The 13,210-nt window shown below is 66.9% G+C and carries 12 protein-coding genes; 6 read left to right on the top strand and 6 right to left on the bottom strand.

Going from position 1 to position 13,210, the window contains the following annotated elements; genetic code table 11:
* Positions 1–119: 119 nt before the first annotated feature.
* Genes BMY12_RS19430 through BMY12_RS19410 form a run of 5 tightly spaced genes read right to left on the bottom strand, consistent with a single transcriptional unit; the run spans position 120 to position 5,394 of the window.
* Complete coding sequence (locus BMY12_RS19430; protein ID WP_093289640.1) at positions 120–473, bottom strand: carboxymuconolactone decarboxylase family protein; 354 nt, start codon at positions 471–473, stop codon at positions 120–122.
* Entirely contained in the window at positions 466–3,699 is a 3,234-nt protein-coding gene (locus BMY12_RS19425; protein WP_093289638.1) for an efflux RND transporter permease subunit, read from the bottom strand. Before BMY12_RS19425 ends, BMY12_RS19430 begins: the two co-directional genes overlap by 8 nt.
* Complete coding sequence (locus BMY12_RS19420; protein WP_093289637.1) at positions 3,696–4,718, bottom strand: efflux RND transporter periplasmic adaptor subunit; 1,023 nt, start codon at positions 4,716–4,718, stop codon at positions 3,696–3,698. The genes BMY12_RS19425 and BMY12_RS19420 overlap by 4 nt, the downstream gene beginning before the upstream one ends.
* Positions 4,719–4,738: 20 nt before the next feature.
* Positions 4,739–4,987, bottom strand: coding sequence for a YgaP family membrane protein (locus BMY12_RS19415; RefSeq protein ID WP_093289635.1), 249 nt, complete (start codon positions 4,985–4,987; stop codon positions 4,739–4,741).
* A gap of 38 nt (positions 4,988–5,025) precedes the next feature.
* Positions 5,026–5,394 carry an ArsR/SmtB family transcription factor gene (locus BMY12_RS19410; protein ID WP_093289634.1) on the bottom strand — a complete coding sequence of 123 codons (369 nt, stop codon included), beginning with the start codon at positions 5,392–5,394 and terminating at the stop codon, positions 5,026–5,028.
* Between the two features lie 193 nt (positions 5,395–5,587).
* Between BMY12_RS19410 and BMY12_RS19405 the strand changes: the two genes are divergently transcribed.
* Genes BMY12_RS19405 through BMY12_RS19395 form a run of 3 tightly spaced genes read left to right on the top strand, consistent with a single transcriptional unit; the run spans position 5,588 to position 8,604 of the window.
* Positions 5,588–6,865 carry an NAD(P)/FAD-dependent oxidoreductase gene (locus tag BMY12_RS19405; protein WP_093289632.1) on the top strand — a complete coding sequence of 426 codons (1,278 nt, stop codon included), beginning with the start codon at positions 5,588–5,590 and terminating at the stop codon, positions 6,863–6,865.
* Between the two features lie 14 nt (positions 6,866–6,879).
* Positions 6,880–7,320 carry a thioredoxin gene (gene trxA / locus BMY12_RS19400; RefSeq protein ID WP_093289631.1) on the top strand — a complete coding sequence of 147 codons (441 nt, stop codon included), beginning with the start codon at positions 6,880–6,882 and terminating at the stop codon, positions 7,318–7,320.
* 3 nt (positions 7,321–7,323) lie between these two features.
* Positions 7,324–8,604: a TolC family protein gene (locus tag BMY12_RS19395; RefSeq protein ID WP_093289629.1), complete on the top strand. Its 1,281-nt coding sequence runs from the start codon at positions 7,324–7,326 to the stop codon at positions 8,602–8,604.
* A gap of 79 nt (positions 8,605–8,683) precedes the next feature.
* On the opposite strand, the gene BMY12_RS19390 is transcribed toward BMY12_RS19395, so the two are convergent.
* Positions 8,684–9,154, bottom strand: a complete 471-nt coding sequence (locus BMY12_RS19390) for a hypothetical protein (RefSeq protein ID WP_143069022.1) — start codon at positions 9,152–9,154, stop codon at positions 8,684–8,686.
* 185 nt (positions 9,155–9,339) lie between these two features.
* On the opposite strand from BMY12_RS19390, the gene BMY12_RS19385 reads away from it, so the two are divergent.
* From BMY12_RS19385 to BMY12_RS19375, 3 genes are all read left to right on the top strand, one after another.
* Positions 9,340–10,326, top strand: a complete 987-nt coding sequence (locus tag BMY12_RS19385) for a zinc-dependent alcohol dehydrogenase family protein (protein WP_093289643.1) — start codon at positions 9,340–9,342, stop codon at positions 10,324–10,326.
* A 136-nt stretch (positions 10,327–10,462) separates the two neighbouring features.
* Positions 10,463–12,334, top strand: coding sequence for a potassium transporter Kup (locus BMY12_RS19380; RefSeq protein WP_093289626.1), 1,872 nt, complete (start codon positions 10,463–10,465; stop codon positions 12,332–12,334).
* Between the two features lie 69 nt (positions 12,335–12,403).
* Entirely contained in the window at positions 12,404–13,207 is an 804-nt protein-coding gene (locus tag BMY12_RS19375; RefSeq protein ID WP_093289624.1) for a DUF2189 domain-containing protein, read from the top strand.
* Positions 13,208–13,210 lie beyond the last annotated feature (3 nt).

Here is a 13,210-nt window from a genome sequence, read left to right as displayed (position 1 = left end):
GGACTCGAACCCACGACTGCCTTGGTGGCGCCATCCCTGGCGCGACCTTCACTCCCGATTGCGCCCCGGCCCGGCCCTCCATGGCCGGGCGTTCGACTCCCCCAGCCCCGCGCAAGCGCTCAGCTTGCCGCCGGCGCCGACAGCTCCTCATAGGCCGCCAGCGCGTCCGCTGCGTACATCAGCGAGGGCCCGCCGCCCATGTATACCGTCATGCCGAGCGCCTCTTCGATCTCGGCGCGCGTGGCGCCGAGGCGGATGAGGGCCTGCACGTGAAAGCCGATGCAGGCATCGCAGTGCGCGGCCACGCCCAGGGCCAGCGCAATCAGTTCCTTGGTCTTGGCGCTCAGCGCGCCCTCCTTGCCGGCGGCCTGCGCCAGCGCGCTGAAGCCTTTCGTCACATCCGGAATGCCGGCGCGCAGCTTGGCCAGGGAGGCGGAGGTGGACCGGGTGATCTCGCGATAGTTCTTAGCCACGGCTCATGCCTTGCGCCTGGTAGTGATAGGCGTAGTAGACGACGGGAATGACGAACACGGTGAGCAGGGTCGAGACGAAGATGCCGAAAATCAGCGACACCGACAGGCCCGAGAAAATCGGATCATCGAGGATGAAGGTGGCGCCGATCATCGCCGCAAGGCCCGTGAGCACGATCGGCCGCGCGCGCTCGGCGGCGGCCTGGATCACCGCTTCCTGCAGGTCCACGCCGCGCGCCACGGCCTGGCGCACGAAGTCCACCAGCAGGATCGAGTTGCGCACGATGATGCCGGCCAGCGCGATCATGCCGATCATCGAGGTCGCGGTGAACTCACGCCCCAGCAGCGCATGGCCCGGCAGGATGCCGATCAGGGTCAGCGGAATCGGCGCCATGATGATCAGCGGCAGACCGTAAGAGCCGAACTGCGCGACCACCAGCAGGTAGATCAGCACCAGGCCCACGGAATAGGCCAGGCCCATGTCGCGGAAGGTTTCATAAGTGATCTGCCACTCGCCATCCCACTTCAGGCTCCAGGCCGTGGGCAGCTCCGGCTGCGAAATCAGACGCTGCTCGATGCGCTGCGCCTGATCCAGCGACAGCTGGTCCAGATGCCCGGAGATCGCGGCCATGCCGTACAGCGGGCTGTCGCTGTGTCCGGCCATGTCGCCGAACACCATCACCACCGGCAGCAGATCCTTGTGATAGATCGACTGCTCGCGCTGACTGCGTTCGATGCGCACCATCTCGCCGATGGGCACCAGCGCGCCCTCGCGCGAGCGCACGCGCAGGGCCTTGAGCGCGTCGATGTCGGCCTGCTCGCCCAGCGGCAGCTGCACGCGCACCGGAATCGGATACTTGCTGTGCTCGCTGTGCAGATAGGACAGATCCGCGCCGCGCAGCGCCATGTTCAGCGCATCCACCACCACGTCCTGCGTCACGCCCAGGCGCTGTGCGCGGGCGCGATCGACGTGGAAGATCAGCTTCTGCTGCGGCGCCTCGATGGTGGAATCGATATCGACGATGCCTTTGGTCTTGCGGAACACCTGCTCGACCTGCGCCGCCACGCCCAGCTGACGCGCATAGTCCAGGCCATAGATTTCCGCGACGATGGGTGAGATCACCGGCGGCCCCGGCGGCACCTCCACGATCTTCACTTTCGCGCCCAGCTGCTCGCCGAGCTTCTGCAAGGGCTCGCGCAGCGCGCGCACGATCTCATGGCTCTTGCGCGTGCGGTGGTGGCGATCCAGCAGATTCACCTGCAGATCGCCCTGATAGGCCTCGCTGCGCAAGTAGTACTGCCGCACCAGTCCGTTGAAATTGATCGGCGCCGCGGTGCCGGCATAGGCCTGCACATCGGTCACTTCCGGCACGCGGCGCAAGGTGTCGGCCAGGGTCATCAGCGTACGCTGGGTTTTCTCCAGCGAGCTGCCGGCCGGCATGTCCACCACGACCTGGAACTCCGATTTGTTGTCGAAGGGCAGCATCTTCAGCACCACCAGTCCGGCCACCGGCAGCGCCACGGACAGTGCAATCGCGCCGATCACGCCCAGCAGGAGCTTGACGCGCGCGCCGCGTCCCTGCCGCGCCCGCAGGAACGGCGTCATGCGCTGTCGCAGCAGGCGCAGCAGCCAGGAGTCCTTTGCGGTCTCGCCGCCGTGCGTGCCGCCCGGCACATGGCGCCCGAGCAGCTTGAGCGACAGCCAGGGGGTCAGCACGAAGGCCACCGCCAGAGAGATGAACATGCCCATGCTGGCGTTGATCGGAATCGGCGCCATGTACGGCCCCATCAGGCCGGAGACGAAGGCCATGGGCAGCAGCGCGGCAATCACCGTGAAGGTGGCAAGAATGGTGGGGCCGCCCACCTCGTCCACCGCTGCCGGAATCGCCTCGCGCAGCGAGTGTCCGCCCATCTGCATGTGCCGATGGATGTTCTCCACCACCACGATGGCATCGTCCACCAGAATGCCGATGGAGAAAATCAGCGCGAACAGCGAGACGCGGTTGAGCGTGAAGCCCCAGGCCCAGGACGCGAACAGGGTGATCACCAGGGTCACGATCACAGCGCTGCCGACAATCACCGCCTCGCGCTTTCCCAGGGTGAACAGCACCAGCAGCACCACCGAAGCGGTGGCGAACATCAGCTTGTGTATCAGGGTCTGCGCCTTGTCCTCGGCGGTGAGACCGTAATTGCGCGTGACCGTGGCCCGCACCGCATCCGGCACCAGCACGCCGCGCAGCTGCTCGAAGCGCTGCAGCAGCTTCTGCGCCACCACCACCGAGTTCTCGCCCGGCTTCTTGGCCACCGCCAGCGTCACCGCCGGATGACATTCGCCTCCGGCAGCCTGGTCGGCGGCGCCGCCGCAGTAAGTGCTGTAGCGCAGCGGCGTCTCGTCGCCCAGCGTCACCTGCGCGACATCGCTCAGGTACACCGGCCGGCCGGCGTGCATGCCGATCACCAGCTCGGCCACTTCCTCGGGCCGCATCAGGAAACTGCCGGCCTGAACCTGGATGTCCTGGTCCTCGCGCACCATCACGCCGGCATCGGCGGAACGATTGGCGGCCATCAGCGCCTGCCGCAGATCACCCGGCGCCAGACCGTATGCGGCCAGCCGCTGCGCATCCAGGCGCACCTGCACGATGCGCTCCGGACCGCCGATGGTGTAGACATTGCGCGTGCCCGGCACGCGCTTGAGTTCGGCTTCCAGGCTGTGCGCCACGCGCAGCAGCTCGCCGCCACCCAGCTGCGGCTGCTCGCTCCACAGCGTCAGTGCAAAGATCGGCACATCGTCGATGCCCTTGGGCTTGATCAGCACCGGCCCCACGCCCACCTCGCGCGGCAGCCAGTCCTGATGCTCGTAGAAGGCGTTGTACAAGCCGACGATGGCTTCGGTGCGCGGCTGCCCCACCTTGAACTGCACGGTGAGCATCGCCAGTCCCGGACGCGACACCGAGTACACATGATCCACGCCGCTGATTTCCGAGGCGACCTGCTCGGCGCCATTGGCCACCAGCTGCTCCACCTCGCGCGCACTGGCGCCGGGAAACGGAATGAAGACATTGGCGAAGGTGACGTCGATCTGCGGCTCTTCCTCGCGCGGCGTGACCAGCAGCGCGAACACGCCCAGCAGCACGCCCGTGATCGCCAGCAGCGGCGTCAGCCGCGACTCCAGAAACAAGGCCGCGATGCGTCCGGCGATACCCAGCTTTTCCCGCGGGGTCTCGCTCACGAGCGCACCTGCGGGCTCAGGCTGCGGGCTGCGGCGAGCGGATCGAGCGCGATGCGCTCACCGGCGACCAGACCCGAGAGAATTTCGATGCGGCCATCGGCCAGCGTGGCGCCAGAGCGCACCGCGCGCAGCTCCACACCGCCCTTGGGCCTGGCCACGTACAGCGCGGTGAGTTCACCGCGACGCACCAGCGCGCCGGCTGGCACCGCCAGCCCTGGCGCCGCTTCGTAGCCGAACAGCACCTTCACCAGCTGGCCGGGATAGACGCCATGGGCACCGGCGTCCGGCAGCTCCACGCGCGCACGGAAACTGTGGCTGTGCTCATCGGCATAAGGGAACAGCTGCACGGCGGCGGCCGGCAGCACCGCACCATCCGGCAGCTGCACGCGCGCCTTGGGATGGCTGCGCACGCCGGAGACAAACTGCTGCGGCAGATCCACCACCACACGCAGCTTGTCCAGTGACAAAAGCTCAACAACCGGCCGGCCCGGCACCGCCAGCTCTCCGACCTCGATGCGACGCGCGGTGACGATGCCGGCATAGGGCGCGCGGATCACCGCATTGCTTTCCTGCTCGGAGGCTGCATCCAGCGCAGCACGCGCACGGTCACGCGCGGCGGTGGCGCGTTCCATCTGCGCTTTGGCCACCAGCTGCTGCTCGTACACCGTCTTCACGCGTTCGTACTGCGCCTGTGCTTCTGCGTATGCCGCCTGCGCCGCCGAGCGTTGCGCGCGCGGTTCGGTGTCGCGCAGGCGCAGCAGCACCTGCCCTTTCTGCACGGTGTCGTTCACATCCACCGCCATTTCCACGACGCGTCCGCCGGTCTGCGCCGCCACCGTGGACTGGTTCACCGCCTCCAGTACGCCGTCGAAGGCGCGTTCACGCGTGACCGCCGCAGCTTCGATCTTCTGCAGCTGCAGCGGCGCCGCCACCTTTGCCTGCGACGGGGGCGTCGCTTCCTGAGCGCCGCAGGCACTCAGCAATACCGTGGCGGCAAATATGAGGGCCTGGGTGCGCATCGATGCTCTCCTGAATTTTCTCAGCGCGCCGACTTGCAGGCGAAGGCCGCACCGGTCTTCACACCCAGGCGCGACAGAATCATCGCCAGCGGGCACAGGCCCGTGAACGAAGCCTGCAGCATGTTGGCGCCGACGAAGGCGGTGAACCACAGCCAGCGCGGATCATGCAGCTGCGCCAGCGCCAGCGACAGCAGCACAAAGCTGCCGGCGAAGCGGAAGACCAGCTGATCGATGCTGGCGCCGGATTGGGTCGTGTCGGATGCGTTCATGGTGAGTCTCCTCGTGCAATTGGAAATGAGCGACGGCCTCATGCCGCCTTGGGCTTGCGCTTGCGCGGCGCCGGCTTGGCCGGGGCCGCACAGCAATAGGTGGAATGCAGGATGCTGACGATCTGCAGCGCCGGACCATCCGGCACCGAGTAGTAGATGGTCTGTGCCTCGCGGCGCGTCTGAACCAGACCATCCTCGCGCAGCACCGCCAGATGCTGCGACAGCGCCGACTGCGAAAGACTGACGCGCTCGTTGAGCGCGCCCACCGACAGCTCGCCGTCCACCAGCGCACACAACACCATCAGACGATGGCGGTTGGCCAGCGCGCGCAACAGCCGCTCGGCATCGCCGGCGTGCTGCTCCAGCTGCGCCAGTTCGGTTCCCGTGATCCTGGCCGCTTTCACCATGGCTTTGTGTCCTCGCATTTCATATTTGACAATACTACATTAGATATGTCTAAATTAAAAGCGTCGAATATTCAGGGCAAGTCTGCGCGGCGGCAGGCGCCACTGGCTTGATCGGCATCAACTGCGCTTACCCCCACACGGCGCAGGATGAAAAAAGACAGTGCGGGCGCTTGTTGGATCTGGAGAGTGAGTCATGGCCAAAATCGTCGTCATGGGTGCTGGTGTCGGTGGACTGCCCGCCGCTTACGATCTGCGCAAGACCCTGGGCAGGAATCACGAAATCACCGTGGTCAGTGCCCAGGATCATTTTCAGTTCACGCCATCCAACCCCTGGGTGACCGTGGGCTGGCGCACACCGGAGGAAATCTGTGTGCCCCTGGCGCCGGTGCTGAGCAAGAAGGGCATCGCCTTCATCCCGCAGGCAGTGCAGACGCTGGACCCGGCCGCCAACAGCCTGACGCTGGCCGACGGCGGCAAGCTGGGCTATGACTACCTGATCATCGCCACCGGTCCCAAGCTCGCCTTCGATGAGATCCCCGGCATGGGGCCGCAGGCGCACACGCAGTCGGTGTGCACCACGCCGCACGCGGCGCACGCCAAGCAAGCCTATGAGGCCTTCCTCAAGAACCCCGGCCCCATCGTGATCGGCGCCGTGCAGGGCGCCAGCTGCTTCGGCCCGGCCTATGAGTTCGCGCTGATCGTCGACGCCGACCTGCGCAAGCGCAAGCTGCGCCACAAGGTGCCGATGACGTTCGTCACCAGCGAGCCCTATATCGGTCACATGGGGCTGGGCGGCGTCGGTGACTCCAAGGGCATGCTGGAAACCGCCATGCGCCAGCGCCACATCAAGTGGATCACCAATGCCAAGCTGCTCGAAGCCAAGCCCGAGGCGGTGCGCGTGGCCGAGCACAACGACAAGGGCGAAGTCATCAAGGAGCACGAGCTGCCGTCGAAGTTCAACATGTTCATTCCCGCCTTCAAGGGCGTGGATGCGGTGGCGGCGGTCAAGGAGATGTGCAATCCGCGCGGCTTCGTGCTGATCGACGAGTTCCAGCGCAACCCCAAGTATCCGAACATCTACTCCGCCGGCGTCTGCGTGGCGATTCCGCCGGTGGAGGCCACGCCGATTGCCACCGGCGCGCCGAAGACCGGTTATATGATCGAATCCATGGTCACCGCCATCGTCGAGAACATCAAGGAAGCCATCGAGGGCAAGGCGCCCACGCATCGCGCCACCTGGAATGCAATCTGCCTCGCCGACATGGGCGATGAGGGCGCGGCCTTCGTGGCGCTGCCGCAGATTCCGCCGCGCAACGTGACCTGGGCCAAGCAGGGCAAGTGGGTGCACCTGGCCAAGATCGCCTTCGAGAAATATTTCATCGCCAAGATGCGCAGCGGCAACAGTGAGCCGGTGTTCGAGAAATACGTGCTCAAGGCCCTGGGCATCCTGCGCCTGCAGGACAAGCACTGAGACGCGAGCGCATCATGAACCCGGCATCGTCCATCCGCAGCTGCCCGCATTGCGGGCGCGGCAATCGCATTCCCCTGCGGCATCTGGCTGATCAGGGCCGTTGTGGCGCCTGCGGCGGCGCGCTGCCGCCGCAGGATCAGGCCCTGGAAGTGGACGAGGCGCAGTTCGATGCGATTCTGGCGCAGGCCCGCGTGCCGGTGCTGGTGGACTTCTGGGCGCCCTGGTGCGGTCCCTGCCGCATGGCGGCGCCCGAGGTGGCGCAGGCGGCATCCGCGCTGGCCGGCCGCGCCCTGGTGCTCAAGGTCAACACCGAAGCGCAGCAGAATCTGGCGCTGCGCTACGGCATTCGCAGCATTCCCTACTTCGCGGTGTTCCGCGACGGCCAGCCGGTCTGGCAGCAGGCCGGTCTGATGCCGGCCGCGCGTCTGCAAGCGGCTGTCCTGCAGGTGGCCTGAACCATGCGCTTTGGCAACACCCTTCTGTCACTGGCGCTCGGCGGCACGCTGCTGAGCCAGAGCGCCGCGGCGCTGGCCAATGAGATCGGCGATCTGCTGCGCGAAACCCTCGCCCATCCCGCCATCGCCGCCCAGCAGCAGCAGGCGCTGGGCGCGCAGCATCAGCTCGATGCCGTCAGCCTGCGCTACCTCGGTGCCGGCGCCGCAGGCGTGGATGCCGCGCATTATGAAGACCCGCGCTTCCTCGGCGTGCTGAGTCCGCAGAGCCTGGCCACGCCGCCGTTTGCGCGCGAGCAATTCCGTTACGGCGCCAATTACCAGCTGCCCATCGATCTGTTCGGGGTGATTGCCGCCGGCCGTGAAGCGGCGCAGCAGGATCTGCGCATCGCCGAACTGTCCCTGCGCCAGCAGACCCTGCTCAAGCTGCACGAGGCGCTCAGCGCCTACGCTGATCTGCAGTCGCTGCAGACCCAGCTCGCGGCGCTGGCACTGCAGGAGCAGCGTGTGGACGCGACGCTCAAGCGCGTGAGCGTCGAGGTCAAGACCGGCGAGCTGAGTCTCACCGAACTGCGCATGGCGCAGAGCGAAGCAGCGCGCGTGCAGGCCGAGCGCGTGCGCCTGCAAGGTGAGCAGGAGCAGACCCTGGCCGTGCTCGAAGAGGCCAGTGGCCAGCGCCATCTGCCGCAGGCCGAGCCGCTGTCGATTCCGGCCTGGCCCAAGCTGAGTGCCGCCGACACCCTGCCGGTGCAGATCGCGCAGGCGCAGGCGCAGGCCGCCGAGGCGCAGGCCCGCGCCCAGAAGCGCGCGCTGCTGCCCTCGCTCTCCGGCGGCGCCGACTACTACGAATTCCAGGGCAACAGCGAAAAGCAGGACAGCTGGAGCATCACCGCGCACTTCACCGTGCCCCTGGATCCCGGCGCCTATCAGCGCAGCAACAGCGCTCAGGCCCAGGCACAGAGCGCAATGCAGCGCAGCGCCGCGCAGCAGCGCCAGACGCAAAGCCAGCTCAAGGCGCTACAGGCGGGCTATCAGTCGGCGCTCGCCAATATCACCGCCCTGCAGCAGGAACTGCTGTACCGCGATCAGCTGGTGGCCCAGCAGGAAGCGCTGCAGAAGGCCGGGGCGCTGAGCGTGGAGGAAAGCCTGCGTCAGGAGCGTGATCGCGCCGAGGCGCAAGCGCGCCTGGCCCAGGCACGCGCCCAGGCGCTGCAGGCCTGGTCGGCCGCGCAGCTGCTGGCCGGCAGCGAGCCGCAAGCCCTGATCGCGACGCTGGAGTCGCGCTAGCATCGAACAGCGCAGCAAGTTCGCCGCCTCTGCGACAGGGCGGCGCAAAAGATCAGGACCCCGCGCCGGCATCACCCCGTCAGGGCGCGGGCTCGTCCTTGAACATCACGTTGACCAGCTGCGGTGCCGCACCTTTCTGCGCCAGGGTGAAATGCTTTTCCTGGCCACGATACGCGCAGTTGATCTGATAGTGCCCGGCCGGCAGCTGCACCAGCAGGAACGGTCCCTCGCTGCGTGTGCGCATCAGCACCTTGCCGGCGGCGTCCTGAATCAGCACATCGACATCGGCCACGAACATCGCCTTGGCCGCTTGCACGTAAAACATCAGGGTCAGTGCATAGTGGCGGGACTCGGCGCGCATCGCCGCCGCCTCGCCGCTGCCGATGCCGCCGCTGACATAACGAATGCCTTCGCTTTCCAGTACCGCCGGCAGCACCTGTGCCTCGGCGGGGGCATCGGCATCCTGCGCCAGCGCGCAGCGCGGCAGCGTCGCGCCATACAGACCGAGCGCGGAGAACAGCAGCACTGGTGAAAGGAGTTTGCGGTTCATGTTCATGAGCTGCTCCCTTGAACGGACCGCGGCGCCGGGATGGCAACCGCACAGCACGCATGCTAGTACGCCCAGGTGCCGGCTCATTGATCAGGATCATGAGCCGCAACGCCCAGCACTGGCCGCACGGCGGCTGGCGGGCGCACACTGGCAACATGCAGGCATGACTGCGGAGTGCGAACATGATGCAGGCAATGGTGTTGCAGGCTCGCGGCCAGCCGCTGGTCGCGCAGGAGCGGCCGCTGCCGCAGCCCGGACCCGGTCAGGTGCTGATCGAAGTCGCCGCCTGCGGCGTGTGCCGCACCGATCTGCATCTGCTCGACGGCGAACTCGATCCCATTGCCTATCCGATCGTGCCCGGACATCAGGTGGTGGGCCGTGTGCTGCAACTCGGCGCCGGCGTGACGCAGCTGCGCGGCGGGCAGCGCGTGGGCCTGCCCTGGCTGGGCCATACCTGCGGACATTGCGTGTACTGCGCGCACGACGAGGAAAATCTCTGCGAGGATGCGCGCTTCACCGGCTGGCAGCGCGACGGCGGCTATGCCACGCACTGCCTGGCCGAGGCCGACTATGTTCTGCCGCTGCCGGAGGGCTATGACGATCTGGCGGTGGCACCGCTGCTCTGCGCGGGCCTGATCGGTTATCGCGCGCTGCGCTTCTGCGCAGAGGCGCGGCGCATCGGCTTCTACGGTTTCGGTGCGGCGGCACATGTGATCGCGCAGCTGGCGCGCTGGCAGAAACGCGAGGTGTATGCCTTCACCCGCAGCGGTGACAGTGCCGCGCAGCAGTTCGCGCGCCGGCTCGGCGCGATCTGGGCCGGCGGCTCGGATGAGCCGTCGCCGGAAGCACTGGATGCCGCCATCATCTTCGCCGCCGCCGGCGAACTGGTGCCGGCGGCGCTGCGCGCGGTGCGCAAGGGCGGACGCGTGGTCTGCGGCGGCATCCACATGAGCGACATCCCGAGCTTTCCCTACGCCGATCTCTGGGGTGAGCGCAGCATCCAGAGCGTGGCCAATCTCACCCGTCGCGACGCGCGGGAATTCCTGGCTCTGGCGCCCCAGGTGCCGATACATACGCAGACCCGCTGCTATCCGCTGGCGCAAGCCAATCAGGCCCTGGCGGACCTGCGCGCCGGACGGCTGCTGGGCGCCGCCGTGCTGACCATGAAATAGACGGCGGTGCACCAGCGCGCCGGCAAGGTCTTGATGGCCATCAATCGGCCCGCAAACATTTGTCCGCAAGCTTCACGGCATGATCCGGACGCGGCGCGACGAGCCCGCCTCATCCTGTTTGCGGAGAACCCAAGGCATGAATCTCAAGCGTGACGCGCGGCTGAGCCTGGCGGCCCTGGGCATCGTGTTCGGCGATATCGGCACCAGTCCGATCTACGCGCTGCGCGAGTGTTTCAGCGACAGTCACGGACTGAGCCCCAGCGTGGACAATGTGCTGGGCCTGCTGTCGCTGATCGTGTGGGCGCTGATTCTGGTGGTCTCGGTCAAGTATCTGATCTTCGTGCTGCGCGCCGACAATCATGGCGAAGGTGGCATTGCCGCGCTGGTCGCGCTGCTCAATCCCTGGGGCGCGAAGCGCGGCTCGCTGCGCTATGTGCTGATGCTGATGGGCCTGTTCGGCGCCGCCCTGCTCTATGGCGATGGCACGCTGACACCCGCGATCTCGGTGCTCAGCGCCGTGGAAGGCCTCAAGCATGCGGCGCCGGCCTTCGAAGCCTATGTGCTGCCGATCACCCTGCTGATTCTCGTCGCGCTGTTCTGGCTGCAGAAGCGCGGCACCGCCGGCATCGGCGCGCTGTTCGGGCCGGTGATCGTGCTCTGGTTCGTGGTGCTGGCGGCGCTGGGCCTGCACGGCATCGCGCAGGACCCGCGTGTGCTGATGGCGGTCAATCCACTGTTTGCCACCGGCTTTCTGCTGCACCACGGCCACGCCGGCTTTCTGGTGCTGGGCTCGGTATTCCTCGCCGTCACCGGCGGTGAGGCGCTGTATGCCGACATGGGGCACTTCGGTCGTCGCCCGATCCGCCTGGCCTGGTTCATCCTGGTCCTGCCGGCGCTGCTGCTGAACTACTTCGGCCAGGGCGCGCTGTATCTGCATACCGCCGGCGGCGCCAGCGATCCTTTCTACCAGCTCGCACCGGACTGGGCGCTGTATCCGCTGATCGGCCTCGCCACCCTGGCCACCATCATCGCCTCGCAGGCGGTGATCTCCGGCACCTTCTCCCTCACGCACCAGCTGATCCAGCTCGGGCAGATGCCGCGCGCACGCGTGATCCAGACGTCCGCGCACGAGCGCGGGCAGGTCTACATGCCCTTCGTGAACTGGACGCTGATGCTGGCCACCGTCGCCCTGGTGCTGGGCTTTCGCAGCTCCAGCGCGCTGGCTGCGGCCTACGGCATCGCGGTGGCCACCACCATGGTCATCACCTCGGTGCTGGCCTTCTTCGTCGCGCGCCGCTTCGGCTGGCATCTGCTGCTGGCCGCTGCGGTGGTGACGCCCTTCCTGCTGATCGACTCGGTGTTCTTCGCCGCCAATCTGTTCAAGGTCGCCGACGGCGGCTGGTATCCGATCAGCGTCGCGGTGGCGATGTTCGTGATCATGACCACCTGGGCGCATGGCCGCCGGCTGCTGCTGCAGCACTGGGGTCGCGAGGCGCGGCCGGTGGCCGAGCTGCAGCAATGGCTGAGCAGCGAAGAAACGCGCCAGAGCCTGCACCGCATTCCCGGCACCGCCGTGTTCTTCACGCCCAATGGTATGGCGCCTCCGCACATGCTGCGTCATCTGCGGCGGCATCTCGTGCTGCAACAGACCGTGGTGCTGCTGACGGTCTGCTATGAGGCGCGACCTCGGGTGCCGGAAGCCGAGCGGCTGCGCCTGATCGACGTCTCGCCCGAACTCAGGCAGATGAGCCTGCATTACGGATTCATCGAAACCCCGGATATTCCCCTGGCGCTGCGTGGCTGCGCGGCGCTCGAACCGACGGCGACGAACCAGATCAGCTATTACGTGGGCCGCGAGACGGTCATTCCCAGCGCCGAAGTGCGAGGCATGGCCTTGTGGCGCGAGGTGCTGTTCGCCTTTCTGCTGCGCAACGCCCTGCGCGCCACCGCCTTCTTCCAGCTGCCGCCGGATGCGGTGGTGGAACTCGGCTTTCTGGTCGTGATCTGAGCCGCGCTGACGTGTTGACGCGCCGCGACGGATCACGGATAAGAACCGGGCAACTGGAGCGCAGCTGCCATGGACCCGATACCGAGCGACCCGCCACCACCCGAGAGCGCGCCGGAGGAAGCCAGGCCTTTTGCCGCGCCCTGCGTGCGGCTGCCGGCCGGCGCCGCCTGGCACTGGCTGCGCCTGGGCTGGAACGATCTGCGGCGCGCGCCGGGTCAGAGTCTCTGCTACGGCCTGGCGATGCTGATGCTCAGTTACCTCATCACCGGCCTTGCCTGGCGGCTGGGTGATGCCGGGCTGTACCTGGGCCTGCTCAGCGGTTTCGTGTTCATCGGCCCCTGCCTCGCGCTGCAGCTCTATACCGTGAGCATGCGGCTGGAACGGGGCCAGTCCACGAGCTTCGGCGCCAGCCTCTCCGACATCCGCCGGCGCCTGGGCGACACCATGGTTTTTGCCCTGGTGCTGACCGTGGTGTTTCTGCTCTGGGCACGCGCCGCAACGGTGCTTCACATCTTCTTTCCGGAGCACGGCCGTTATCAGTTGCGCGATCTCGCCCTGTTTCTGGGCATCGGCAGTCTGGTTGGCGCACTGTTCTGCAGCATCGTCTTCGCCGCCAGCGCGTTTTCCCTGCCCATGCTGATGGATCGCAAGGTCGATGCGGTCACGGCGGTAGTCAGCAGCGCCAACGCGGTCTTGCGCAACAAGCCTGCGATGATGCTATGGGCCAGCATCATCGTGGCCTGCGTGCTCATCGGTGTGCTGACGGCCTATCTGGCCTTCCTGGTTCTGCTGCCGCTGCTCGGACACGCCACCTGGCATGCCTATCGGCAAACCCTGGATCCCTCGGCCTGGCCGGCGTCCGGCAGCGGATGAAGT

Origin of the sequence: Solimonas aquatica, from assembly GCF_900111015.1 — a bacterium.
GTDB classification, from domain to species: Bacteria; Pseudomonadota; Gammaproteobacteria; order Nevskiales; family Nevskiaceae; genus Solimonas; species Solimonas aquatica.
The sequence above is the reverse complement of the archived record's forward strand: the minus strand, read 5'-3'. Positions and strand labels throughout refer to the sequence as shown.